General features: G+C 74.7%; 20 protein-coding genes and 1 pseudogene. 12 read left to right on the top strand and 9 right to left on the bottom strand.

Translation table 11 applies throughout. The features are described 5' to 3' along the window. The first annotated feature begins 101 nt into the window (after positions 1-101). Both IF73_RS0132675 and IF73_RS0132670 read left to right on the top strand, forming a co-directional pair. On the top strand, positions 102-827 hold the full coding sequence (locus IF73_RS0132675) for a response regulator transcription factor (RefSeq protein ID WP_031014152.1): 726 nt from the start codon (positions 102-104) through the stop codon (positions 825-827). Between the two features lie 18 nt (positions 828-845). Further along, complete coding sequence (locus IF73_RS0132670) at positions 846-2,243, top strand: sensor histidine kinase (RefSeq protein WP_031014151.1); 1,398 nt, start codon at positions 846-848, stop codon at positions 2,241-2,243. Positions 2,244-2,288: 45 nt separating this feature from the next. Here the strand turns inward: IF73_RS0132670 and IF73_RS0132665 are convergent, their stop codons facing one another. Further along, on the bottom strand, positions 2,289-3,287 hold the full coding sequence (locus IF73_RS0132665) for a TAXI family TRAP transporter solute-binding subunit (protein ID WP_031014150.1): 999 nt from the start codon (positions 3,285-3,287) through the stop codon (positions 2,289-2,291). 754 nt (positions 3,288-4,041) lie between these two features. Here IF73_RS0132665 and IF73_RS0132660 point away from each other — a divergent pair. Further along, positions 4,042-5,211, top strand: a complete 1,170-nt coding sequence (locus IF73_RS0132660; protein WP_037881231.1) for a four-carbon acid sugar kinase family protein — start codon at positions 4,042-4,044, stop codon at positions 5,209-5,211. Positions 5,212-5,214: 3 nt separating this feature from the next. On the opposite strand, the gene IF73_RS0132655 is transcribed toward IF73_RS0132660, so the two are convergent. The 5 genes from IF73_RS0132655 to IF73_RS0132635 all read right to left on the bottom strand — a co-directional run bounded on the left by IF73_RS0132655 (position 5,215) and on the right by IF73_RS0132635 (position 9,541). Beyond that, positions 5,215-5,859: a response regulator transcription factor gene (locus IF73_RS0132655; RefSeq protein ID WP_199806760.1), complete on the bottom strand. Its 645-nt coding sequence runs from the start codon at positions 5,857-5,859 to the stop codon at positions 5,215-5,217. Continuing rightward, positions 5,850-6,998, bottom strand: coding sequence for a sensor histidine kinase (locus IF73_RS0132650; protein WP_234338407.1), 1,149 nt, complete (start codon positions 6,996-6,998; stop codon positions 5,850-5,852). Before IF73_RS0132650 ends, IF73_RS0132655 begins: the two co-directional genes overlap by 10 nt. A 10-nt stretch (positions 6,999-7,008) precedes the next feature. Next, positions 7,009-7,671: a DedA family protein gene (locus IF73_RS0132645; RefSeq protein ID WP_031014146.1), complete on the bottom strand. Its 663-nt coding sequence runs from the start codon at positions 7,669-7,671 to the stop codon at positions 7,009-7,011. A 135-nt stretch (positions 7,672-7,806) separates the two neighbouring features. Beyond that, positions 7,807-8,427 (bottom strand): cysteine hydrolase family protein, encoded by a 621-nt coding sequence (locus tag IF73_RS0132640; protein ID WP_031014145.1) that lies wholly within the window; start codon positions 8,425-8,427, stop codon positions 7,807-7,809. A gap of 85 nt (positions 8,428-8,512) precedes the next feature. After that, the gene (locus tag IF73_RS0132635; protein WP_051717539.1) at positions 8,513-9,541 is read right to left on the bottom strand and encodes a GlxA family transcriptional regulator; all 1,029 of its coding nucleotides are present in this window, start codon (positions 9,539-9,541) and stop codon (positions 8,513-8,515) included. Positions 9,542-9,658: 117 nt separating this feature from the next. Here IF73_RS0132635 and miaB point away from each other — a divergent pair, with 117 nt between their 5' ends. Continuing rightward, positions 9,659-11,188: a tRNA (N6-isopentenyl adenosine(37)-C2)-methylthiotransferase MiaB gene (gene miaB, locus IF73_RS0132630; RefSeq protein ID WP_037881229.1), complete on the top strand. Its 1,530-nt coding sequence runs from the start codon at positions 9,659-9,661 to the stop codon at positions 11,186-11,188. Between the two features lie 39 nt (positions 11,189-11,227). After that, positions 11,228-11,929, top strand: coding sequence for a class III extradiol dioxygenase subunit B-like domain-containing protein (locus IF73_RS0132625; protein ID WP_031014142.1), 702 nt, complete (start codon positions 11,228-11,230; stop codon positions 11,927-11,929). A gap of 151 nt (positions 11,930-12,080) precedes the next feature. Here IF73_RS0132625 and IF73_RS42905 read toward each other — a convergent pair. After that, a pseudogene (locus IF73_RS42905) lies at positions 12,081-12,209 on the bottom strand (antitoxin); the annotation flags it as partial. Positions 12,210-12,237: 28 nt separating this feature from the next. Next, positions 12,238-12,630 (bottom strand): hypothetical protein, encoded by a 393-nt coding sequence (locus IF73_RS0132615; protein WP_158822212.1) that lies wholly within the window; start codon positions 12,628-12,630, stop codon positions 12,238-12,240. Between the two features lie 233 nt (positions 12,631-12,863). Between IF73_RS0132615 and miaA the strand changes: the two genes are divergently transcribed. The 6 genes from miaA to hflX all read left to right on the top strand — a co-directional run bounded on the left by miaA (position 12,864) and on the right by hflX (position 21,222). Then, positions 12,864-13,802, top strand: coding sequence for a tRNA (adenosine(37)-N6)-dimethylallyltransferase MiaA (miaA, locus tag IF73_RS0132610; protein WP_031014139.1), 939 nt, complete (start codon positions 12,864-12,866; stop codon positions 13,800-13,802). A gap of 108 nt (positions 13,803-13,910) precedes the next feature. After that, positions 13,911-14,363, top strand: coding sequence for a hypothetical protein (locus tag IF73_RS0132605; protein WP_031014138.1), 453 nt, complete (start codon positions 13,911-13,913; stop codon positions 14,361-14,363). A 90-nt stretch (positions 14,364-14,453) separates the two neighbouring features. Beyond that, entirely contained in the window at positions 14,454-15,329 is an 876-nt protein-coding gene (gene dapF, locus IF73_RS0132600) for a diaminopimelate epimerase (protein ID WP_031014137.1), read from the top strand. 242 nt (positions 15,330-15,571) lie between these two features. Beyond that, entirely contained in the window at positions 15,572-17,797 is a 2,226-nt protein-coding gene (locus tag IF73_RS0132595; protein ID WP_031014135.1) for a RelA/SpoT family protein, read from the top strand. Positions 17,798-18,015: 218 nt separating this feature from the next. Continuing rightward, positions 18,016-19,584: a M1 family metallopeptidase gene (locus IF73_RS0132590; protein WP_078868379.1), complete on the top strand. Its 1,569-nt coding sequence runs from the start codon at positions 18,016-18,018 to the stop codon at positions 19,582-19,584. 144 nt (positions 19,585-19,728) lie between these two features. Next, positions 19,729-21,222, top strand: coding sequence for a GTPase HflX (gene hflX, locus IF73_RS0132585; protein ID WP_031014133.1), 1,494 nt, complete (start codon positions 19,729-19,731; stop codon positions 21,220-21,222). An 82-nt stretch (positions 21,223-21,304) separates the two neighbouring features. On the opposite strand, the gene IF73_RS0132580 is transcribed toward hflX, so the two are convergent. Further along, positions 21,305-22,480, bottom strand: a complete 1,176-nt coding sequence (locus IF73_RS0132580) for a trypsin-like serine peptidase (RefSeq protein ID WP_031014132.1) — start codon at positions 22,478-22,480, stop codon at positions 21,305-21,307. Between the two features lie 527 nt (positions 22,481-23,007). Here IF73_RS0132580 and IF73_RS0132575 point away from each other — a divergent pair. Next, complete coding sequence (locus IF73_RS0132575; RefSeq protein WP_031014131.1) at positions 23,008-24,375, top strand: diaminobutyrate--2-oxoglutarate transaminase family protein; 1,368 nt, start codon at positions 23,008-23,010, stop codon at positions 24,373-24,375. Positions 24,376-24,377: the final 2 nt, after the last annotated feature.

Genomic DNA, 24,377 nt, shown 5'->3' with positions numbered 1-24,377 from the left:
GACTGTGACGTCGGTGATCGGCGTTCATGGGCGTTCATGCCCCGATCCCGGGGCACCCCGGCGAATGATCCCGCCACCCCGGCGAACGAGAGGAGATGACCATGCGACTGCTGCTCGTCGAGGACGACGACCACGTCGCCGCGGCCCTCTCCGCGATCCTCGCCAAGCACGGCTTCGCCGTCACCCACGCCCGCAACGGCGAGGAGGCCCTCCAGGCCGTCCTCCCCACCGCACAGGGCGAGCGGCCCTCGTACGGAGTGGTCCTGCTCGACCTCGGCCTCCCCGACCAGGACGGCTACCAGGTCTGCGCCCGCATCCGGAAGCTCACCGCCACCCCGGTGATCATGGTCACCGCCCGTGCCGACGTGCGCTCCCGGATCCACGGCCTCAATCTCGGCGCCGACGACTACGTCGTCAAGCCCTACGACACCGGGGAACTGCTCGCCCGCATCCACGCCGTCTCCCGGCGCACCACCGGACCCGGCGCCCCCGACGACAGCGCCGGCGGTACGGGCTCCGCCGGCGAGGCCGCCGTGCTGCACCTCGGCGCCGTCGCCGTCGAGCTGCCCACCCGGCGCGTCAGCGTCGACGGCGAGCCCGTCGCCCTCACCCGCAAGGAATTCGACCTGCTCGCCCTGCTCGCCCAGCGGCCCGGTGTCGTCTTCCGCCGCGAACAGATCATCTCCGAGGTCTGGCAGACCAGTTGGGAGGGGACCGGCCGCACCCTGGAGGTGCACGTCGCCTCGCTCCGCTCCAAGCTGCGCATGCCCGCCCTGATCGAGACCGTGCGGGGCGTCGGCTACCGCCTGGTCGCCCCGGCCGCGTAACCCCCGGCCGCCCCGCCCGTGCGCACCCGACTCCTCCCCCTGCTCATCGTGCTGATGGCCGGGGTCCTCCTCGCCCTCGGCTTCCCGCTCGCCGCCAGCCTCGCCGCCGCCCAGCAGCAGCGGGTCGTCGTCGACCGGCTCGACGACGCCGCCCGCTTCGCCGCCCTCGCCCAGTTCGTCGACGACCCCGCCACCGTCAGGGACGAGCGCCGCACCACCCTCAACGGCGAGCTCGCCAGCTACCACGACGTGTACGGCATCCGGGCCGGCATCTTCTACCGCGACAACCGCGCCATGGCCGCCGCCCCCGAGGGCTGGGTCGTCCCGTACGAGGGCGACGGCCGCCGCGCCTTCAACGAGGCCCTGCTCGGCCGCCGCAGCCACGACCCGCCGCAGGTCTGGCCCTGGCAGCCGCACGCCCGCCTCACCATCGCCTCCCCGGTCGTCCGCGACGGGGACGTCATCGCCGTCGTCGTCACCGACTCGCCCACCGGCGAGCTCCGCGCCCGCATCCTGCGCGGCTGGCTGGTGATCTTCGCCGGCGAGGCCGCCGCGATGCTGCTCGCCGTCGGCGCCGCCGTCCGCCTCACCGGCTGGGTGCTGCGTCCGGTACGGGTGCTCGACGGCGTCACCCACGACATCGCCACCGGCCGGATGAACTCCCGGGTCGCCGAGGCCGGCGGGCCGCCCGAACTGCGCCGCCTGGCCCGCTCCTTCAACGAGATGGCCGACCACGTCGAGGAATCCCTCGAACAGCAGCGGGCGTTCGTCGCCGACGCCTCCCACCAGCTCCGCAACCCGCTCGCCGCCCTGCTGCTCCGCATCGAGCTGCTCGCCCTCGAACTCCCCGAGGGGAACGAGGAGATCGCCTCCGTGCGCACCGAGGGCAAGCGGCTCGCGCAGGTCCTCGACGACCTGCTCGACCTGGCCCTCGCCGAGCACGCCGCCGCCGACCTCCGGCTCACCGACGTCGGCGCCCTCACCGCCGAGCGGATCGCCTCCTGGCGGCCGGTCGCCGACGAGAAGGGCGTCCGCCTGGTGGGGGAGTGCGGGGCGGCCACCGGCTGGGCCGACCCGGTCGCCCTGTCCAGCGCGCTGGACGCGGTCGTCGACAACGCGCTCAAGTTCACGCCGGCGGGCGAGGAGGTCACCGTACGGGTCCTCCCGGGGCGCGACAGCGTCGAGGTCGTCGTCGCCGACCTCGGCCCCGGACTCACCGAGGACGAGCTCGGCAGGGTCGGGGACCGCTTCTGGCGCTCCGGCCGCCACCAGAACGTCAAGGGCTCGGGTCTCGGCCTCTCCATCGCCCGCGTCCTGCTCACCGCCACCGGCGGCGGGATCGCCTTCGCCCCGAACGAGCCGCACGGGCTGCGGGTGACGGTCACGGTGCCGCGGTACGCGCCCACCGACACGTGACGGCGGAGCCCGTGCGCCCGGCCGGGTCGGGTGCCGGCGTAGGGCTCAGGGCTTGACGGAGCGGTAGTAGCGGCGGGCGCCGTCGTGGAGGGTGAGCGGCTCGGTGTAGACGGCCGTCCGCAGGTCCACCAGCTGCGCCGGGTGCACCTGGCTGCCGATGCTGTCCCGGCTGTCGATCACCGAGCGGGTGAACCCCTCCACCAGATCCGGGTCGGCCTCGACCGTCGTCACCATCAGGTTCGCCACCGCCAGCGTCGGCACCCGCTGCCCGTCCTGCGCGGCCGCGTACGCGTCGGCAGGGATCGTCGCGGAGCGGTACAGCCGGGTGGACTCGCCCACGTCCCGCAGCGCGTCCACCAGCGGGGCGTCCATCGGGATCAGCCGGACCGGGGACCGCTCCGACAGCTTCTGCACCGCCGCGGTCGGCAGCCCGCCGGACCAGAAGAAGGCGTCCAGTTCGCCCTTCTCCAGCATCTCCGGCATCGCGTCGATGCCGACCGGCACCGCGGTCACGTCCCGGGACGGGGTGAGCCCGGCCGCCGCGAGGACCCGGTCCGCTATCAGCCGCACGCCCGAGCCGTCCTGGCCGACGCCGACCCGCAGCCCGCGCAGGTCGGAGACGGTCTGGACCACGGAGCCCTTCCGGACGACCAGCTGGACGTAGTCGTCGTAGAGCCGCGCGCAGCCGCGGAGCCGCTCGAAGCCGGGCCGGCGGTCGCGGATGTACTGCGCCACGGCGTCGGCGGTCGCGACGGTGAAGTCGGCCTCGCCGGAGGCGACCCGCGCCAGGTTCTGCTGGGAGCCCTCGCTGTCCTTGAGGGTGACCGTGACGTCGGGGAGGTCCTCGGCCATGGCCTGCTTGAGCAGCTCGCCGTAGTGCTGGTAGACCCCGGAGCGGACGCCGGTGCTGAAGGTGATCGAGCCGCTGGGCGTCGAGGTCCCGAAGGGCGCCAGCCACCACAGCAGCACCCCGCCCACCGCGAGCAGCGCGCCCGCGAGCGCGAGGGCGCGGCGGCGGACGGCGCGGGTGAGCGAGGGGACCATGCCAGCGATCCTGCCAGGTGGCCCGCGCCCCTGACCAGGGCGACCGGGCGCGGGAGCCTGTGATGTCCGCTGCGCGGCCGCCGTCGGTGGCGCGCGGTGGCCGTCCGTGGCCGTGCGTGTCCCCTGGTGGCCGGCGGTGGCGGGAGGGCCACCCTGCGCCACGGATCAGGATCACGGGACCGCCTTGAGCGGCGGGCCAGGGGACGCCGTGAGCCGGGGGACGCCGGACCGCCTTGAGCCGGGAAACGCCGGACCGCCGTGAGCCGGGGGACGCCGGACCGCCTTGAGCCGGAGAACGCCGGACCGCCGTGAGCCGGGAAACGCCGGACCGCCTTGAGCCGGGGAACGCCGGACCGCCGTAAGCGGGGATCGACCGACCACCGTGAGCCGGGGATCGCCGGATCGCCGGACCGCCGTGAGCCGGGGAACGCGCTCCGCCGAACTGGTGAGCGGGTCTGCGCCGGGGTGCCGTGCCGTGTGTCCTGCCGTGGCGCCGGGCTCCGTGCGGTTAGCGTCGGACGCGCTCGGTGATCTTGAGGCAGTTCCCCCTGCCCGCCCCTGGCCCAGCCGAGCCGCCGGGTCGCCCCCCGTCCCACGGGAGTACCGGCAGTGCCCGTGGCCCGTTCCCGCTGGACCGGACGGGCCCGGGCACGTGAGGGTGGGGACCGGCACCGCCGCCCGTCCCCCGTGAGGCCGGGACCGGCACCGCACGCGTCCGTCCCGTCCGCGCCCGTACGACCCGAGGAAGCCGCCGATGCACTCCGCCCCGCCCGTCACCCCGCCCCGCGTCGCCGTCCTCGCCGACGACCTGACCAGTGCGGGGGACGGGGCGGCGCCGTTCCGCCGGGCCGGCCACCGGGCCCGGGTCCTGCTCTCCGGCAGCCCGCTCGCCGGCCACGGGCAGGAGGACGGGGTCCTCGCCGTGGACCTCGGCAGCCGGCTCGTGGACGCGGACGCGGCGGCGGACCGCACCCGGGAGGCGGCCCGCGCCCTGGCCGGGGCGGGGCTGCTCCTCAAGACCGTCGACTCGACCCTGCGCGGGCACGTCGCCGCCGAGATCCGCGCCGCGCGGGAGGGCTCCGGCCGGCCGTCGGTGGTGATCGCCCCCGCCTTCCCCGCCGAGGGTCGCACCACGCTCGCGGGCGTCCAGCACGTGCGCGGCGTACGGGTCGACGAGAGCGAGTTCGCCCGCGACCCCGCCCACCCCGTCCGGACCGCCGACCTCGCCCGGATCCTCCCGGACGCCGTCCTCGTCGACCCCGACCGGACCGCGCACCTGCCCGGACTCCTCGCCGAGGGCGGGCTGTTCGTCTGCTCCGCCGCCACCGACGCCGACCTGGACCGGATCGTCGCCGCCGTCCCCGACCACCGGGCCGTCCTGTGGGTCGGCTCCCCGGGCCTCGCCGCCGCCCTCGCCCGCCACCACACCCACCCGGACCCCTCGGCCGCGGCCGGCGAACTCCCGCCCGCCGCCCGCCCCCTGGTCGCCGTCGGCAGCGCCAACCCCGCCACCCGCCGCCAGCTCGACCTGCTCGCCGCCGCGCCCGGCGCGGTCAGCTCCGACACCGCCGACCCGCTGCGGGCCGCCGACACCCCCGTACGCGTCCTCCACACGCCCCACGAACGCCGCGCCGAGCCCGCCGAGTTGACCCGCCGGCTCGCCGAGTCCGTGGCCGCCCTCGCCGACCGCGCCCCCTTCGACGGGCTGGTGCTCACCGGCGGCGAGACCGCCGAGGCCGTGCTCCGCGCGCTCGGCGCCCACGGCATCGACCTCCACGACGAACCCGAGCCCGGCATCGCCCGCGGCACCCTCGCCGGCCCCGCCGGCCTCGCCCCGGTCCCCGTCGTCATCAAGGCGGGCGGCTTCGGCGACGACCGCACCCTGCTGCGCCTGCACGCCCTCCTCACCGGCGCCCCCGTCTGAGGGCTACGCCTCCAGGTACCGCAGGACCGCGAGGATCCGGGGGCTGTGGCCCTCGGTCCCGCGCAGCTCCAGCTTGTCGAAGACGGCGTTGAGGTGCTTCTCCACCGCGCTCAGCGACAGGTGCAGCCGGCGCGCGATCGCCGCGTTCGTGTACCCCTCCGCCAGCACCTGGAGCACCTCCCGCTCGCGCGGGGTCAGCCGGGCCAGCGGATCGGCGTGCGCGCTGCGGACCACCAGCTGCCGGACGACCTCCGGGTCGATCGCCGCCCCGCCCGCGTGGATCCGCTCCAGCGCGTCCAGGAACTCCTCGACCTGCGCCACCCGGTCCTTCAGCAGATAGCCGACCCGCTCGGCGCCGGCCGCGAGGAGCCGGGCCGCGTAACTCCGCTCGACGTGTTGCGACAGCACCAGGACGCCCGTCCCGGGCAGCCGCTCGCGGATCTCGACGGCCGCCCGCAGGCCCTCGTCGGTGTGCGTCGGCGGCATCCGGATGTCCACCACGACTACGTCCGGGCGGAGCGCCTCCGCCTCGGCCACCAGCGTCTCCGCGTCGCCGAACGCGCCGGCGACCTCGTGCCCCTCCTCCGCGAGCAGACGGGCGAGCCCCTCCCGCAGCAGGGTCGAGTCCTCGGCCAGGATCACACGCACGGCAGCTCCGCGACGATGGTGGTGGGTCCCCCGAGGGGGCTGTCGATCCGCAGGACGCCGTCGAGCGCGGCGACCCGCCCGCGCAGCCCGGTCAGGCCGCCGCCCGCCGGATCCGCGCCGCCCCGGCCGTCGTCCTCGATCCGCACCAGGAGCGGGCCGCCGGGCGCCGCCGCGACCCGTACCGAGACGGCCGAGGCGTCCGCGTGCTTGGCCGCGTTGGTGACGGCCTCGGAGACGACGAAGTACGCGGCCGTCTCCACCGGGCGGGGGAGCGGCCCCGCCACCTCGTACGCGATCCGCAGCGGCAGCGCGCACCGCTGCGCCACCCCGCCGAGCGCCTCCTCCAGGCCGAGGCTGTCCAGTGCCGACGGGTACGCCCGCCAGGCCACCTCGCGCAGTTCGGCCAGCACCTCCTGCGCCTCCCGGTGCGCCTGCCCCAGCAGCTCCGCCGCCCGCTCCGGGTCCCGGCCACCGCCCCGGCGCGCCCGTCCGATCAGCATGGCGAGCGCCACGAGCCGCTGCTGCACCCCGTCGTGGAGGTCCCGCTCGATCCGCCGCCGCTCCGCGTCCACGGCCCGCACGACGGCCGCGCGGCTGACCGACAGCTCGTCGATCCGGCGCCGCAGCAGCTCCCGCTCCGACGGCCCGAAGTGCTCCCGGGCCAGCCGGGCGTCGAGCGCGGTCAGCGCGGAGAGCCCCTGGAGGCCGAGGAAGAGCAGGACGCCCCCGAGGACGAGCTGGGCCAGCAGCTCGGCGGGACCGAAGGCCCCGCGCACCACACCGCCGACGAGCAGCACCGCGAGCACCAGACCGAAGCCGAGCAGCGCCAGCACGACCGCGCAGACGAGCCCCGTCCAGGACCGGACGGCCAGATACCGCAGGGCGTCGCCCTCGCCCTCGTACGCCTCCGGGAAGCGGTCGCCGAAGAAGCGCTCCCGGCGCCTCCGCTCCAGCCCCACCAGGGGCCGCGCGCCGCCGGTCAGGATCCGGAGGGCGTACGCGCGCGTGCGCGGCCACAACAGCAGGGCGCCGAGCGGCACCCCCGTCCCCACCAGGTACAACAGCCCCGGCACCGCCGACGCGCAGCCGGCCGCCACGCCCACCGCCCGAGCGGCCCTCGACCTCTTGCCCCCGATCACCCGCCCCACCCTAGGCGCGCCGGTGACGGGGCTCCGCCCCGCGCCCCCGGAGCCGTACCACCAGCCAGGTCGCGGCCGCCGCGAGGACCAGGACGACGACGGCCTTCGAGGCCACGCCCACGTACGACTCGACCAGCTCCCAGCGGTCGCCGAGGGCGTAGCCGGCGAGGACCAGGACGCTGTTCCAGACGAGGCTGCCCGCGGTGGTGAGGAGCAGGAAGAGCGGGACCGGCATCCGCTCCACCCCGGCGGGCACCGAGATCAGGCTGCGGAAGATCGGCACCATCCGGCCCAGCAGGACCGCCTTGGTGCCGTGCCGCCGGAACCACGCCTCGGTCCGCTCCAGGTCCGTCACCTTCACCAGCGGCAGCCGCGCCCAGAGCGCGTACATCCGCTCCCGGCCGAAGAGCGCGCCGATCCCGTACAGGGCCAGCGCGCCCACCACCGAGCCGAGCGTCGTCCAGAACAGGGCCGAGGCCAGGCTCAGCACGCCCTGCCCGGCGGCGAAGCCGGTCAGCGGCAGGATCACCTCGCTCGGCAGCGGCGGGAAGAGGTTCTCCAGCGCGATGGCGGCCCCGGCGCCCGGCCCCCCGAGCGTGTCGACGAGGCCGGCCGCCCAGCCGGCGACGCCGTCGGCGGGCTGCTGGGCGAGAGCGGTCGGGAACGGCGTCATGAGCCCTCCATGGCTGTGGGGAAGGCCGCCCGGCGGACCCGCCGGGCGACCCTCCCCACGCTAGGAACCACGGCTCGGAGCCGGTATGCGCGTTCCCGTCCGGCACACCTGCGGAAAACCGCAGGGGCCGGTGGCTCAGGCCGGCAGGTCCGCGGCCGTCGGCACCACGACCGCGAACACGTCGGTCAGCCCGGTCAGCGCGGCCCGCTTGAGCTCGGCGGCCGGCACGACCGTGCCGTCCGGCGCGGTGAGCGCCCGGGTCGCGGTGGCCTCGGCGACGACGGTCGGCCGGTAGCCCAGGTTGAACGCGGCCTGGGCCGTGTGGTTGACGCACATGTGGGTCATGAACCCGGCGAGGACCAGGTCCTTCCCGCCGCCGGCCGCGAAGCCGAGGCCGGTCAGGACCTTCTCCAGGTCGGTGGCGTGGAAGGCGTTCGGGAAGTTCTTCACCACGACCGGCTCGCCCTCGGCCGGGGCCACCTCGTCGCTGATCGCGCCGACGTGGGCGGTGAGGTCGTACGGGGAGCCCGCGCCGCCGTCGTGCTGGACGTGGACGACCGGGGTGCCGGCCGCCCGGGCCCGGGCCAGGAGCCGCGCGGCCTCGGCGACGGCCTCCTCGGCGCCCTCCAGCGCCATCACCCCGGAGCGGTAGGTGTTCTGGACGTCGATGAGGACCAGGACCGCCTCGGAGAGCCGGGCCGGCTCGTCGGACAGACCGGAGAGGGAACGCAGGGGGGTGGACGGAGTGACGGACATGTCGGTGCCTTTCATGAGGAAACGGATCGTGCGCGGGCGTGGCGAAGCCGCCCACGGCGGTGGGGTGAACAGAAGCCGGGGGCCGTCAGCCGGCCCCGGTGCGGAAGCGGCGCCGGTAGGCCGCCGGCGTGGTCGCGAGCTGCCGGCGGAACGCCCGGTGCAGGGTCTCCACCGAGCCGAGCCCCGCCCGCGCCGCCACCTCCGCGAGCGGCGCGTCCGAGGTCTCCAGATGGCGCCGGGCCACCTCGATCCGGGCCGCCTCCACATAGGCGGCGGGGCTGGACCCCGTCTCCTGCGTGAAGACCCGGGCGAAGTGCCGCTCGCTCAGGCACATCCGGCCGGCCAGCCGCTCCGTGGACAGGTCCCCGTCCAGGTGGTCCGCGATCCAGAGCCGCAGTTCGTCGATGTCCCGCCGGCCGGCCGCCGGACGGCTCAGCGGCACCGAGAACTGGCTCTGCCCGCCCTGCCGCTTCAGATACATCACGAGCTGCCGGGCGACCGCGAGCGCGGTCTCCTCGCCCAGGTCCTCGGCCACCAGGGCGAGCGACAGGTCGAGGCAGGCGCTGATCCCGGCCCCGGTCCAGAGCCGGCCCCGGTCCGTCCGTACGAAGATCGGATCGGGGTCGACGGCGACCTCCGGATGCTCGGCCGCCAGTTGCGCGGCCGTCGACCAGTGGGTCGTCGCGGTCCGGCCGTCGAGGAGACCGGCCGCCGCCAGGACGTGCGCGCCGACGCAGACCGACGCCACCCGCCGGGCGTGCGGTGCGGTCTCCCGCACCCACCGCACGACCTCCGGGTCGAGCCGGGCGACGACCCCGCCGTCCGGAGCCGGGTCCACGGCCCCCGGCACCAGGAGGGTGTCGACGTCCGCGCCGACCTCGTCGAAGCCGAGGTCGGCGACCAGCCGCACCCCCGCCGAGGTCCGCACCTCCCCGGCGCCGCCGGGCGCGGCCAGCCGCACCCGGTAGCGGTCGCACCCCGCCTCCCGGTCGGCCAGCGCGAACACCTCGGCCGGCCCGGTGACGTCGAGCAGGTCCACGTCGGGGAAGACCGCGACGACGACCCGGTGGACGGAGTGCCCGCCGGGGCTGGTGGAGGAGTGCGTCTCGGTCATGTCCCCACCCTCGCCCGCACCCCCGGATGACGGCAATGACGATTCCCTGTCACATCCGGACACCGGGGCCGGACGGAGCCCGCTGGGGAGCGCCTACTCTTGAATACTCTTGAAGGCATGACCAGCAGCAGCGACCGGAGTCTCACAGTGGGCATCGAAGGACCGAAGACCTACGACATTCGCACCTACGGGTGTCAGATGAACGTCCACGACTCCGAGCGGCTCTCCGGTCTGCTGGAGGAGGCGGGCTACGTCCGCGCGCCCAAGGAGGCCGACGGCGCCGACGTCGTCGTCTTCAACACCTGCGCGGTGAGGGAGAACGCCGACAACAAGCTGTACGGCAACCTCGGCCACCTCGCCCCCATGAAGACCGCGCGCCCGGGCATGCAGATCGCCGTCGGCGGCTGCCTCGCCCAGAAGGACCGCGACACCATCGTCAAGCGGGCCCCCTGGGTCGACGTGGTCTTCGGCACCCACAACATCGGCAAGCTGCCGGTCCTGCTGGAGCGCGCCCGCGTCCAGCAGGAGGCGCAGGTCGAGATCGCCGAGTCGCTGGAGGCGTTCCCCTCCACCCTGCCGACCCGCCGCGAGTCGGCGTACGCGGCCTGGGTCTCCATCTCGGTCGGCTGCAACAACACCTGCACCTTCTGCATCGTCCCCGCCCTGCGCGGCAAGGAGGAGGACCGCCGCCCCGGCGACATCCTCGCCGAGATCGAGGCGCTGGTCGCCGAGGGCGTCTCCGAGATCACCCTGCTCGGCCAGAACGTGAACGCCTACGGCTCCGACCTGGGCGACCGCGAGGCGTTCAGCAAGCTGCTGCGCGCCTGCGGCGCCATCGAGGGCCTGGAGCGCGTCCGCTTCACCTCCCCGCACCCGCGCGACTTCACCGACGACGTCATCGCCGCCATGGCCGAGACGCCGAACGTGATGCCGCAGCTGCACATGCCGCTCCAGTCCGGCTCGGACACGGTCCTGAAGGCCATGCGCCGCTCGTACCGCCAGGAGCGCTTCCTCGGCATCATCGAGAAGGTGCGCGCCGCGATCCCGCACGCCGCGATCTCCACCGACATCATCGTGGGCTTCCCCGGCGAGACCGAGGAGGACTTCGAGCAGACCATGCACGTGGTCCGCGAGGCCCGCTTTGCGAACGCCTTCACCTTCCAGTACTCCAAGCGCCCCGGCACCCCGGCCGCCGAGATGGACGGCCAGATCCCCAAGGAGGTCGTGCAGGCCCGTTACGAGCGCCTGGTCGCCCTCCAGGAGGAGATCTCCTGGGACGAGAACAAGAAGCAGGTCGGCCGCACCCTGGAGGTCATGGTCGCCGAGGGCGAGGGCCGCAAGGACGGCACCACCCACCGCCTCTCCGGCCGCGCCCCCGACAACCGGCTCGTCCACTTCACCAAGCCCGACGAGGACGTCCGCCCCGGCGACGTGGTGACCGTCGAGATCACCTACGCCGCCCCGCACCACCTGCTCGCCGAGGGCCCGACCACCGCCGTCCGCCGCACCCGCGCGGGCGACGCCTGGGAGAAGCGCACCGCCGCGGCCGCCGCCAAGCCGGCCGGCGTGCTGCTGGGCCTGCCGAAGATCGGCGTCCCCGAGCCGCTCCCGGCGGCCGAGACCCCGGCCTGCGGCGTCGGCCACTGACACCGCGCTCCGCGCCGACGGGGCAGTAGGCTGCGGATCATGCTTGTCGCCGCAGCCGTGTGCCCCTGCCCGCCGCTTCTCGTGCCCGAGGTCGCGAGCGGCGCCGCCCCCGAGCTGGAGGCCGTGCGGGAGCACTGCGCGGACGCCCTCGGATTGCTCGCCGCCGCCCGGCCCGACCGGCTCGTCGTCGTCGGGCCGGCCCCGGAGGGCGCCCAGGGCGCCTTCCCGGCCGGTTCGGCCGGCTCCTTCGCCGGATTCGGCGTCGACCTGTCCGTCCGGCTCGGAGCGGGCTCCGGCGGCCGCCCGCTGCCGGCCTCGCTCGCCGTGGGCGCCTGGCTGCTCTCCCGTACCCGCTCCGACGTGCCCGTCGAGGGGCTCGGGATCGGTGAGCGGGCCACCGCGCAGGAGTGCGCGGAGACCGGGCGGCGGCTGGCCGCGCCGGACGAGCGGGTCGCCCTGCTCGTCCTGGGCGACGGCAGCGCCTGCCGGACCGTGAAGGCCCCCGGCTACTTCGACGAGCGCGCCGCCGGCTTCGACGCCGAGGCGGCCCGGGTCCTGGGCGCCGCCGACGTGCCCGGCGTCCTCGCGCTCGACGCCGCCCTCGCGTACGAGCTGAAGGCGGCGGGACGCGCCCCCTGGCAGGTCCTCGCGGGCGCCGCGGAGGGCGCCGGTCTGGCCGGCCGTCTGCTCCACGAGGACGCCCCGTACGGCGTCGAGTACCTGGTCGCCGTCTGGTCCTGAGGCCGGACCCGCGCGAACGGGCGGTGGGAGGCGGAGGCGGAGGCGTGCCGTCGCCGCCGGGCGTGCCGTCGTCCTTGTGCCCGATCCGGTCGATGGCGTGCTTGGCCTTGCCGGTGCCGGACTGGATCTTGTCGCTGTACTTGCCCTTGGTCTTCTCGTCGACCATCCTCGCGGCCTTGTCGAGACCGTGGTCGATCTTGTCCCCGTGCTGCTGCGCGAGGTCGGCGACCTTGTGCTTGGCCGGGCCCAGCTTGGCCTTCAGTGAATCCAGGAGACCCATGGGGCACCTCTCCGTGTCCGTGTCCTGCCTACCTGCGGGCGGCTTCGCCGGTCTCGCTGTCCGCGTCCGGGGCCGTGCCGGTGTCCGGGGCCGAGGTCGTGCCCGCGTCGGCGGCGGTGGCGACCGACTGCTGCCGCGGGATCTCCACCACCTCCGCGACGGCCCCGGCCGCCTCCGGTGCGTTGTCCTCGTCGGACTCCGCCGGCGCGGACGACACCGCCTCCGCACCGTCCGCCTCCGCACCCACCGCCTCGGCGACGGCCCCGTCGGCGGGTGCCGCCGACGGGGGCTCCGCCGGGGCGGTCACTCCCGCGACGGGCACCCGCGTGACCGGCCCGTCCGCCTCGGCGGTCGCCGCCTCGTCGGACTCCTCCGTCACACCGGTCCCGGTCGCCGCGGCCTCCGCGGATACCTCGGCCACGTCCTCCGCCGTGCCCTTCCTCTTCCGGCGAAACATAGCGAAAACGCCCATATTCACTCCTCAGCCTACTCGTCGGGGGTGCCGCGTGGGGGAAGCGGCGGCCGGAACACGGCCGGAACGCGGCCGGAACGCCACGGAGCACCGGCCGGAACCACGTCCGGGCAACGAGCCCTCCGCCGCCCTGTCACGTCGCTCGTTCGGGGACCCCTCCCGAGGTTTGCGAGACTGGGACGGTGAGAAGCGCAGCTCCCGCACCGCGGGTCATCGCCGTCGTCGGCCCCACGGCGGCCGGAAAGTCCGATCTGGGAGTCTTCCTGGCCCAGCAGCTCGGCGGCGAGGTCGTCAACGCCGACTCGATGCAGCTCTACCGCGGGATGGACATCGGCACCGCCAAACTGACGCCGGAGGAGCGCGGCGGCATCCCGCACCACCTCCTCGACATCTGGGACGTCACGGAGGCCGCCAGCGTCGCCGAGTACCAGCGGCTCGCCCGCGCCGAGATCGACCGGCTGCTCGCCGAGGGCCGTACCCCCGTCCTCGTCGGCGGCTCCGGCCTGTACGTGCGCGGTGCCGTGGACGCCCTGGAGTTCCCCGGCACCGACCCCGAGGTCCGGGCCCGTCTGGAGGCGGAGCTCGACGAGCGCGGCTCCGGCGTCCTGCACGCCCGGCTGGCCGCCGCCGATCCCGAGGCGGCCCACGCGATCCTCCCCAGCAACGGACGCCGGATCGTCCGCGCCCTGGAGGTCATCGAGATCACCGGGAAGCCCTTCACCGCCAACCTCCCCGGTCACGAGTCCGTCTACGACACCGTCCAGATCGGCGTCGACGTGGCCCGCCCCGAACTCGACGAGCGGATCACCACGCGCGTGGACCGCATGTTGGAGGCCGGTCTCGTCGACGAGGTCCGCGCCCTGGAGGCGCTCGGGCTGCGCGAGGGGCGCACGGCGTCCCGCGCGCTCGGCTACCAGCAGGTGCTCGCGGCGCTCGCCGGGGAGTGCACCGAGGACGAGGCGCGCGCCGAGACCGTCCGCGCCACCAAGCGCTTCGCCCGCCGCCAGGACTCGTGGTTCCGCCGCGATCCGCGGGTCCACTGGCTCAGCGGGGCCGCCGATCACCGCGGGGAACTCCCGCGGGAGGCGCTGTCGTTGGTCGAACGAGCGGTTACAGCCTGATCACGTGATGGCATCGGGACGCCCTGCCCGTCATTTCGGCGGTCGGGAGCGTGCCATCATCGAGCATCGATCGACCAAGTGGAGTCCGAGTTGGGAGGGCGCGTGGCGATGGAGGCCGGCCCTCGCGACAGAGAACAGCACGAGTCGGTGCCCGGGGCTGCCCCGGGGCTGACGCCCGACGGGCCCGACGACGCCGAGGGCTCCGCGGTCGAGGTCGACGCGGGCGAGGTGGAGGTCGAGCTGCGCCCGCGGCGCCTGCTGAGGATCTGGCAGCTCGCCCCGATCGTGGGTCTCGCCGCCGTCGGCTCCCTGATGTTCGCCTTCCCGCTGGCCTTCGGCTCCGGCGACGGCGGCGCGGTCGTCGCCATGCTCGGCCTGCTCATCAGCTTCTGCGCCGCCGGCTGGGGCATGATGGCCGCCCGCAAGGTCGGCTACACCTGGCCGGGGCTGCCGAAGCGCGGCTCCGGCGAGCGGCCGGACTGGCGGGTCCTCGCCCTGTACGTGACCACCATCGCGGCGCTCGTCGCGCTCGCGGTCTGGCGGGTCGCCCGGCTCCGCTGAACACCCCCGGGCGGTCGCTTCCGGGCCTTCCCGGGCCCGCCCTGTGGACAACCGGAACGGGTGTCCGGGCGGCACCGTACAGTTGATCTCGTGACCAGCACGCAGACCACCCCGCTCCGCTATCTCAAGGGCCACGGCACCGAGAACGACTTCGTGATCGTCCCCGACGCGGAGAACGAGATCGACCTGCCCCCCGCGCTCGTCGCCCGGCTCTGCGACCGCCGCGCCGGTCTCGGCGGCGACGGCGTGCTGCACGTCGTGCGCAGCGCCGCCCACCCCGAGGCCCGCGCCATGGCCGACGAGGCCGAGTGGTTCATGGACTACCGGAACGCGGACGGCTCGGTCGCCGAGATGTGCGGCAACGGGGTTCGGGTCTTCGCCCGCTACCTGGAGCACGCCGGCCACGTCACCGCCGGCGAGGTCGCCGTCGCCACCCGCGGCGGGATCAAGCGCGTGCACCTCGACAAGGACGGCTCCGTCACCGTCGCCATGGGCCGGGCCGTCCTCTCCGACGAGGGCGTCACGGTCGCCGTCGACGGGCGCAGCTGGCCCGCGCGGAACGTGAACATGGGCAATCCGCACGCGGTCGCCTTCGTGGAGGACCTCGCGCACGCGGGCACCCTGTACGACGAGCCGCCGTACGAGCCCGCCTCCGTCTACCCGGACGGGGTCAACATCGAGTTCGTCGCCGACCGGGGACCCCGGCACGTCGCCATGCGGGTCCACGAGCGCGGGGCCGCCGAGACCCGCTCCTGCGGCACCGGCGCCTGCGCCGTCGCCGTCGCCACCGCCCGCCGCGACGGCGCGGACCCGGCCGAGACCGGCGCCCCCGTCACGTACACCGTCGACGTCCTCGGCGGCACCCTCGTCATCACCGAGCACCCCGACGGGGAGATCGAGATGACCGGACCGGCCGTCATCGTCGCCGAGGGCACCCTGGAGCCCTCCTGGCTCGCCCAGGGCTGAGCGCCCAGGGCTGAGCGCCCAGGGACGAGCCGCCGGGAAGCCTCCCGCGGTGCGCCCGGCGGGGCTCCGCCGGGCGGCGTAATCGAAACAGTCAACGACTCTCGTGTCGCTCGAATGGGTGATCCGATTCACGCTGGGCGAGAGCGTGACTGCGCCACGTGGTGGGGTCGGTAGCATCAAGCACCGGCCCCCCGGGCTCTCCTCGCCCGTCCACCGCCGGTCGACGTCGCCGGAGGTGCCCCATGAGCGCAGAGGCCACGAACCCCGTGAGCGCGGCCGAGGCCGCAGCCACCGACACGGGCGTCCGCAGGCGCGGACGCGCCCGGCTGGACCTGCGGAGGCTCGGCCGGGCCGCCCTGCTCGGCGCCACCGCGGGCCCCGCCCCGCGCGACCGGCTGCCCGACGCCATCAGCCACGTCGCCGAGGCGCACCGGGCCCACCACCCCGAGGCCGACCTGTCGGTGCTGCGCCGGGCGTACGTGCTCGCCGAGTCCTCGCACCGGGGACAGTTCCGCAAGAGCGGCGAGCCGTACATCACCCATCCGCTCGCCGTCACCCTGATCCTCGCCGAACTCGGCGCGGAGACCGTCACCCTGACCGCCTCCCTCCTCCACGACACCGTCGAGGACACGGAGGTGACGCTCGATCAGGTGCGCCGGGAGTTCGGCGACGAGGTCGCGTACCTCGTCGACGGCGTCACCAAGGTGGAGAAGATCGACTACGGGGCCGCCGCCGAGCCCGAGACCTTCCGCAAGATGCTCGTCGCCACCGGCAACGACGTCCGGGTCATGTCGATCAAACTCGCCGACCGGCTGCACAACATGCGCACCCTCGGCGTGATGCGGCCCGAGAAACAGGCCCGCATCGCCAAGGTCACCCGGGACGTCCTCATCCCCCTCGCCGAACGGCTCGGCGTCCAGGCCCTCAAGACCGAACTGGAGGACCTGGTCTTCGCCATCCTCCACCCTGAGGAGTACGAGACCACCCGCGCGCTCATCGCCGAGGCCACCGGCGCCGGCTCGCCGGACGCGCTCGCCGCCGTCGCCGAACAGGTCGGCGCCGTCCTGCGCGAGGCGGGCATCGCCGCCGAAGTCCTCGTCCGGCCCCGCCACTTCGTCTCCGTCCACCGGGTCCGCCTCAAGCGCGGCGACCTGCGCGGCTGCGACTTCGGTCGGCTCCTCGTGCTCGTCGCCGAGGACGCCGACTGCTACGCGGTCCTCGGCGAGCTGCACACCTGCTTCACCCCGCTGATCTCGGAGTTCAAGGACTTCATCGCCGCCCCCAAGTTCAACCTCTACCAGTCGCTGCACACCGCGATCGCCGCCCCCGACGGAGGCGTCGCCGAGGTCCTCATCCGCACCCACCGCATGCACAAGGTCGCCGAGGCCGGGGTGGTCGCCCTCGGCAGCCCGCACGGCACCGCGCCCGAGCCGGCCGAGTCCGCCGAAGGCGCCGAGCCCGCCGAGCGCACGAAGGAGAGCGAGCGCACGGAGGCGGGCAAGCGCACGGAGGCGGGCAAGCGTATGGAGGCGCGGGAGCGCACCGAGGAGGGCGAGCGCACCGACCCCACCCGGCCAGGCTGGCTCGCCCGCCTCCTCGACTGGCAGGAGTCCGCGCCCGACCCCGACACCTTCTGGAGCTCGCTCCGCGCCGACCTCGCCGAGGACCACGAGCTCACCGTCTTCCGGGCCGACGGCGGCACACTGGGGCTGCCCGCCGGCTCCACCTGCGTCGACGCCGCCTACGCCCAGCACGGCGAGGCCGCCCACGCCTGCCTCGGCGCCCGGGTCAACGGCCGGCTCACGCCGCTGAGCACCGTCCTCTCCGACGGCGACACCGTGCAGCTGCTCCTCGCCCAGGACGCCGGCTCCGGACCCTCCCCGGCCTGGCTGGACCACGCCCGCACCCCCGCCGCCCGGATCGCGATCACCAGATGGCTCCAGGCCCACCCGGAGGCCGCCCACCAGCCCGCCGCCGCCCCCCGACCGCCGCTGAGCGTCGCCGCCGACCGCAGCTCCGGCGCGGAGCTCCACGCCGACCTCGACGGCGGCCCGCCGGCCCCGGTCCGCCCGGCCGGCTGCTGCACCCCCGTACCGCCCGACGCGATCACCGGCTTCCGGGTCCGGGGCGGCGCCGTCACCGCCCACCGCACCGGCTGTCCCGCCGTGGACGTCATGCGGCGCCTCGGCCGGACCGCCGTCCCCGTCCGCTGGGGCGAGGCCGCCCACTGCCGGGTCACCCTGGTCGCCGAATCGTTCGGCCGGCCGGGACTGCTCGCCGACCTCACCGAGGCCATCGCCACCGCCGGCGCCGAGGTCGTCTCCGCCACCGTCGAGCCGCCGAGCGAGCAACGGGTCCGCCACACGTACACCCTCCAGCTCGCCGACGCCGCCGAACTCCCCCAGCTCATGCGGGCGATGCGCGACGTCCCCGGCGTCTACGACGTGGGCCGCACGCACCGACTCTGAGACGGGGAGCGGGGGAGGGGCGCGGAGCCGGTCCCGCCCACCGTGTGCGTGTGCGGGCCGCACGCGGTGGGCGGGACCGGCGGGTACGCGCGAGGGCGGGACCGGCGGGTACGCGCGCGTGCGGGCCCCGGACCGGCGGCACGCGCGCGTGACTCCTTCGGGTGGCGGGTGCGCGCGTCGGCGCGGGAGGCGGGGCGGGGCACTGGTAGCCCTGGCCCATGCCGCTCACTTCCCGCCCCCTCCGCCCGGCCCCCACCACCGCCGTCACCCCGCCCGCGGCCACGCCGCCCACCGAGACCGCGACGGCACCGCCCGCCGGCGACCCCGCGCGGCCGTCGCGCCGTCCCCGGCTCCGGGCCGCCGTCCTCGTCGCCGCCTCCGCCGGCCTGATCGCGGCCGCCCTGCCCGCCCCGGCGCCGCTCGGCATCGGCGACCCGCTCTTCCCCCACCTCGGCAACCCCGGCTACGACGTCCTCGCCTACGACATCGCCCTCACCTACTCCGGGGTGAACACCGAGCCGCTCACCGCCGTCACCCGCGTCGACGCCCTCGCCACCGCCGACCTCGACCGGCTCCACCTCGACTTCACCCACGGCACGGTCTCCGCCGTCACCGTCGACGACCTGCCCGCCACGTACGAGACCAGCGGCGAGGACCTGGTCGTCACCCCCGCCGTCCCGATCGACGCCGGCGAACCCGTCACCGTCACCGTCCACCACACCAGCGACCCGCGCGGCCCCGCCGAGAACGGCGGCTGGGTCCGCACCTCCGACGGCCTCGCCATGGCCAACCAGGCCGACGCCGCCCACCGCGTCTTCCCCTCCAACGACCACCCCTCCGACAAGGCCGCCTTCACCTTCCGCATCACCGCCCCGCGCGACCTGACCGCCGTCGCCAACGGCCTGCCCGCCGGGCGCACCGACCACGGCGCCACCACCACCTGGACCTACCGCCACCGCCACCCCATGGCCACCGAGCTCGCCCAGGTCTCCATCGGCCGCTCCACCGTCCTGCACCGCACCGGCCCGCACGGCCTCCCCGTCCGGGACGTGGTCCCCACCCAGGACCGGGAGACGCTGGAACCCTGGCTGCGCCGCACCCCCGGCCACCTGGAGTGGATGGAGCGCAAGGTCGGCCCGTACCCCTTCGAGACGTACGGCGTGCTGGTCGCCGACGCCACCACCGGCTTCGAGCTGGAGACCCAGACCCTCTCCCTCTTCGAACGGCGGCTCTTCACCGACCCCCGCTTCCCCGAGTGGTACGTGGACGCGGTCATGGTCCACGAGCTCGCCCACCACTGGTTCGGCGACAGCGTCTCGCCCCGCGCCTGGTCCGATCTGTGGCTCAACGAGGGACACGCCAGCTGGTACGAGGCGCTGTACGCCGACGAGACGGCCGGCCAGTCCCTGGAGAAGCGCATGAAGGCCGCGTACGCCGCCTCCGACGGCTGGCGCGCCGCCGGAGGGCCGCCCGCGGCCCCCCGCCCGCCCGCCCCCGGCGCCAAGATCAGCCTCTTCCGGCCCGTCGTGTACGACGGCAGCGCGCTCGTCCTCTACGCCCTCCGGCACGAGATCGGCACCGACGCCTTCGACCGCCTGCAGCGGCGCTGGGTCGCCGAACACCGGGACGGCGTCGCCTCGACCGCCGACTTCACGGCCCTCGCGGAACAGGTCTCCGGACGGGACCTCGACGCCTTCTTCACCGCCTGGCTGCACGGCGAGAAGACCCCGCCGATGCCCGGACACCCCGACTGGCGCAGCCTCCCGCCCGCGGACGCGAAGCACTGAGGAAACCCGGGTGACGGGCGCCCGGCGGCCGTGTCACCATTTTCAGGTCGGCGACGCGGCCGGCCGGCGGATCCCGCGAGGGAATCTTCCGGCGCCGCCGCACGTTGTAACCGACACCATCGTTCCAACCGACGTAAGGATCCAATGACCTCCTCTTCTTCCCCTTCCCAGGACGAGCAGAGCTTCGCGCAGTCGCGCCGCACCGAGAGCCTTCGGGCCGATGCCCTGATGGAAGAGGACGTCGCCTGGAGCCACGAGATCGACGGAGAGCGGGACGGCGAGCAGTTCGACCGCTCCGAGCGCGCGGCGCTGCGCCGCGTCGCGGGCCTCTCCACCGAGCTCGAGGACGTCACCGAGGTCGAGTACCGGCAGCTGCGCCTGGAGCGCGTCGTGCTCGTCGGCGTCTGGACCTCGGGGACCGTGCAGGACTCCGAGAACTCCCTCGCGGAGCTCGCGGCCCTCGCGGAGACGGCGGGCGCCCTCGTCCTCGACGGCGTGATCCAGCGCCGCGACAAGCCCGACCCGGCCACCTTCATCGGTTCCGGCAAGGCCCAGGAGCTGCGGGACATCGTCATCGAGACCGGCGCCGACACCGTCGTCTGCGACGGCGAGCTCAGCCCCGGCCAGCTCATCGCCCTCGAAGACGTCGTCAAGGTCAAGGTGGTCGACCGGACCGCCCTGATCCTCGACATCTTCGCCCAGCACGCCAAGTCCCGAGAGGGCAAGGCGCAGGTCGCCCTCGCGCAGATGCAGTACATGCTGCCGCGGCTGCGCGGCTGGGGTCAGTCGCTCTCCCGGCAGATGGGTGGCGGCGGCGGTGGCGGCATGGCCACCCGTGGTCCCGGTGAGACCAAGATCGAGACCGACCGGCGCCGCATCCGCGAGAAGATGGCGAAGATGCGCCGGGAGATCGCGGAGATGAAGACCGGCCGCGACATCAAGCGGCAGGAGCGGCGCCGCAACAAGGTGCCGTCGGTCGCCATCGCCGGCTACACCAACGCCGGCAAGTCCTCCCTGCTCAACCGCCTCACGGGCGCCGGCGTCCTGGTGGAGAACGCGCTGTTCGCCACCCTCGACCCGACCGTCCGCCGGGCCGAGACGCCGTCCGGCCGGGTCTACACCCTGGCCGACACCGTCGGATTCGTCCGGCACCTGCCGCACCACCTGGTCGAGGCGTTCCGCTCCACCATGGAGGAGGTCGCCGACGCCGACCTCATCCTGCACGTGGTGGACGGCTCGCACCCCGCCCCGGAGGAGCAGCTGGCCGCCGTGCGCGAGGTCTTCCGCGACGTCGGCGCGGTCAACGTGCCGGAGATCGTGATCATCAACAAGGCCGACGCGGCCGATCCGCTGGTCCTCCAGCGACTTCTCCGCGTCGAGAAGCACTCCATGGCCGTCTCCGCCCGCTCGGGCGCCGGCATCGAGGAACTGCTCGCCCTGATCGACCGCGAGCTGCCCCGTCCGGAGGTGGAGATCGAGGTCCTCCTGCCCTACACGCAGGGCGGTCTCGTCTCCCGCGTCCACGCCGAGGGCGAGATGCTCTCCGAGGAGCACACCCCGGAGGGCACCCTGCTCAAGGCCCGGGTGCACGAGGAGCTGGCGGCGGCGCTCGCGCCGTACGTCCCCGCCGCGCACTGAGCACGACCCGTACAAGGGCGCCGGCCCCCTCCCGATCACGGGAGGGGGCCGGCGCCCTTCTCATGCGCTCACGCGCACCGGCCTACTGGCCGGCGTACTTCTTGCTGACCTCGTCGAAGATCGCCTTGGCCTCGGGACCCAGTCGGGGACCCGCCAGCCAGCCGGCCGTCGACGGGCCGATCGAGGTGTTCGACACCAGCGCCGGCTGCCCGTCCTGGCCCTGGGCGACCCAGCCGCCACCGGACGAACCGGCCGTCATCGTGCAGCCGATGCGGTACATCGTCGGCTGCTCCGCCTTCAGCGACAGCCGGCCCGGCTTGTCCGCGCACTGGAACATCTTCTGGCCGTCGAACGGCGGCGCCGCCGGGTAGCCGGTCGCCGTCATCGACGCGATCTTCGGCACCGCCGGGGCGTTGAACTCGACCGGCAGGGCCGTACCGACGGTCTCCTCCAGCGACTTGCCGGACGCGCCCTTCTCCGGGGTCACCTGGATGACTGCGAAGTCGTACGGGGCGCCCGCGCCGCCGGTGGACGCGCCCTGCGCGATCCACTCGTCGGAGGTCTTCACCCAGTCCGCCCACCACACGCCGTACGGGGCGATCTGCTCACGCGACGCCTTCTCCAGCGCGGAGGTCTCCATCGCGGCGTCGTTGTAGGACGGGACGAAGGCGATGTTGCGGTACCAGCCGCCCTCCTTGCCCTTGTGGACGCAGTGACCGGCGGTCCACACCAGGTTGGACTTGCCCGGGTGGGCCGGGTCCTTCACCACGGTCGCCGAGCAGACCATGGAACCGTCGGGCCCGTCGAAGAACACCTTGCCGGACGCGGGCGAGTTGTCGTGGTACTTCGCCTGCACCGGCTTCGCCTTCACCGGGTCGGGCGTCGGGTCGGTGACACCCTCGTCGCCCGAGATGTCCTCCTCCTCGACCGGCCGCTCGGGACGCTCGGCGTCCCGCATCCGGTCCGGGTCCCAGAGGTCCTCGATGATCGGGTTGACGAAGTCCTTGGCCTCACGAAGCCACTTGTCCTTGTCCCAGTTCCGCCACTCGCCGTCGCGCCACTTGTCGATGTCGATCCCGTGGTCCTTCAGCCGCTGCTTCAGGTCCTCCGGAATCTTGATCTTGTCGACCGGGTTCTCGTTGACCGGCGCACTGGGCTTGTCTCCCGCGTTCTCCTCGGTCGGGCCGCAGGCCGTCGCGGTGAGCGTCAGCGCCGCGACGGCGGACGCCGCCATCAGCAGCGGACGAATCGATCGCATCTCGTGATCCCCCTGGGACTACATCGACTGGTGCATGTCTGAGCATCGTTCGCACCCGTGTCCGTCCGGACACGGGAACGACGGCCCCCACTATGCCGGTGCCGGAGGGGACGGTACGCGCCCCGGTGCCGGTTCCCGAGCCGGTGCGGCCGTTGTCATGCCGTGATCCGCGACACTCCAAGGATCTTCCCTCCGGCCCGTGTTCCCCGGCAGTTCCCGTCGTTGGTACGTACGGGGGACACAACGACGGCGCCCGGAGCGGCCTTTGGCGACGGTCCGACGGCCCGCCGATGTGCAACGCAACTGTTATCGCGGGAGGACACCGAGCCGTGGCCGTGACCGAATCAGCCCCAGCCACCGCACCCCCCGGTCCCCCGGCCACGGAGGCCGACGCGGTCGCGGAGGAGCCCACCGAACACCGGGAAGCGGCAGGGGAGTCGGCCGGGGAGCCGACGGAGGAGTCGGCGGAGTCGGCGGACACGCGGGCGGGGAAGCCCGCGGCCGCGACCCGGCGCGGCTACGGCACGGTGGCCGGGGGCGGTTACGAGGCCATCCTGCGGCGACAGGCCCAACGCGAGTCCAGCGCCCGCACCTACGCCCGCTCGCTGCCGATCGTCCCGGTCCGCGCCCGCGGCCTGACCATCGAGGGCGCCGACGGCCGCCGCTACCTCGACTGCCTCTCCGGCGCCGGCACCCTCGCGCTCGGCCACAACCACCCGGTCGTCCTCGAAGCCATCCACCGGGTCCTCGACTCCGGGGCGCCGCTCCACGTCCTCGACCTCGCGACCCCGGTCAAGGACGCCTTCACCTCCGAGCTGTTCGCCACCCTCCCTCCGGAACTCGCGGCCGACGCCCGCATCCAGTTCTGCGGCCCCGCCGGCACGGACGCCGTCGAGGCCGCCCTGAAGCTGGTCCGCACCGCCACCGGCCGGCGCGGCCTGTTCGCCTTCACCGGCGCCTACCACGGCATGACCGCAGGGGCCCTCGCCGTCTCCGGCGGCGCCGAGGACGTCCGCGTCACCCGGCTCCCGTACCCCCAGTCGTACCGCTGCCCCTTCGGCGTCGGCGGCGAGCGCGGCGCCGAACTCTCCGCCCGCTGGACCGAGACCCTCCTCGACGACCCCAAGAGCGGCGTCATCGCCCCCGCCGGGCTCATCGTCGAGGCCGTCCAGGGCGAAGGCGGCGTCCTCCCCGCCCCCGACGCGTGGATGCGCCGCATCCGGAGCATCACCGCCCGGCACTCGATCCCGCTCGTCGTCGACGAGGTCCAGACCGGCGTCGGCCGTACCGGCGCCTTCTGGGCCGTCGAACACAGCGGCGTCGTCCCGGACGTGATGGTCCTCTCCAAGGCCATCGGCGGCTCCCTCCCCCTGGCCGTCATCGTGTACCGCTCCGCACTCGACGCCTGGGAGCCCGGCGCCCACGCCGGCACCTTCCGCGGCAACCAGCTCGCCATGGCCGCCGGCACCGCCACTCTCGCGTACGTCCGCGAGAACCGGCTCGCCGAACGGGCCGCCACCCTCGGCGCCCGGATGCTCGGCCGCCTCCAGGGCCTCCAGGCCGCCCACCCCTCCATCGGCGACGTCCGCGGTCGCGGCCTCATGATCGGCGTCGAACTCGTCGACCCCGAGGCCGCGGGACCCGACGACCCCGTCCCGCCCGCCGCCCCGGCCCTGGCCCGGGCCGTCCGGCGCGAATGCCTGGCCCGCGGGCTCATCGTCGAACTCGGCGGCCGCCACTCCGCCGTCGTACGTCTCCTCCCCCCGCTCACCCTCACCGACGAGCAGGCCACCGCCGTCCTGGACCGATTCGCCGACGCCCTCGCCGCCGCCGAGCGGTCCCACCGTCCCCGGCCGCCCGCCCCCCACCGGCCCGCCCCCGGACCGTCCCACTGACC

Origin of the sequence: Streptomyces sp. NRRL F-5727 (assembly GCF_000719555.1) — a bacterium.
Lineage (GTDB): Bacteria > Actinomycetota > Actinomycetes > Streptomycetales > Streptomycetaceae > Streptomyces.
The sequence above is the reverse complement of the archived record's forward strand: the minus strand, read 5'-3'. Positions and strand labels throughout refer to the sequence as shown.

Bases quoted from the DNA above. Each gene is read 5' to 3' on its own strand.
- hflX (WP_031014133.1), top strand. From the start codon at position 19,729: ATGACCTCCTCTTCTTCCCCTTCCCAGGACGAGCAGAGCTTCGCGCAG.
- IF73_RS0132590 (WP_078868379.1), top strand. From the start codon at position 18,016: ATGCCGCTCACTTCCCGCCCCCTCCGCCCGGCCCCCACCACCGCCGTC.
- IF73_RS0132595 (WP_031014135.1), top strand. From the start codon at position 15,572: ATGAGCGCAGAGGCCACGAACCCCGTGAGCGCGGCCGAGGCCGCAGCC.
- miaB (WP_037881229.1), top strand. From the start codon at position 9,659: ATGACCAGCAGCAGCGACCGGAGTCTCACAGTGGGCATCGAAGGACCG.
- IF73_RS0132675 (WP_031014152.1), top strand. From the start codon at position 102: ATGCGACTGCTGCTCGTCGAGGACGACGACCACGTCGCCGCGGCCCTC.
- IF73_RS0132625 (WP_031014142.1), top strand. From the start codon at position 11,228: ATGCTTGTCGCCGCAGCCGTGTGCCCCTGCCCGCCGCTTCTCGTGCCC.
- IF73_RS0132645 (WP_031014146.1), bottom strand. From the start codon at position 7,671: ATGACGCCGTTCCCGACCGCTCTCGCCCAGCAGCCCGCCGACGGCGTC.
- IF73_RS0132580 (WP_031014132.1), bottom strand. From the start codon at position 22,480: ATGCGATCGATTCGTCCGCTGCTGATGGCGGCGTCCGCCGTCGCGGCG.
- IF73_RS0132640 (WP_031014145.1), bottom strand. From the start codon at position 8,427: ATGTCCGTCACTCCGTCCACCCCCCTGCGTTCCCTCTCCGGTCTGTCC.
- IF73_RS0132605 (WP_031014138.1), top strand. From the start codon at position 13,911: ATGGAGGCCGGCCCTCGCGACAGAGAACAGCACGAGTCGGTGCCCGGG.
- IF73_RS0132635 (WP_051717539.1), bottom strand. From the start codon at position 9,541: ATGACCGAGACGCACTCCTCCACCAGCCCCGGCGGGCACTCCGTCCAC.
- IF73_RS0132665 (WP_031014150.1), bottom strand. From the start codon at position 3,287: ATGGTCCCCTCGCTCACCCGCGCCGTCCGCCGCCGCGCCCTCGCGCTC.
- IF73_RS0132660 (WP_037881231.1), top strand. From the start codon at position 4,042: ATGCACTCCGCCCCGCCCGTCACCCCGCCCCGCGTCGCCGTCCTCGCC.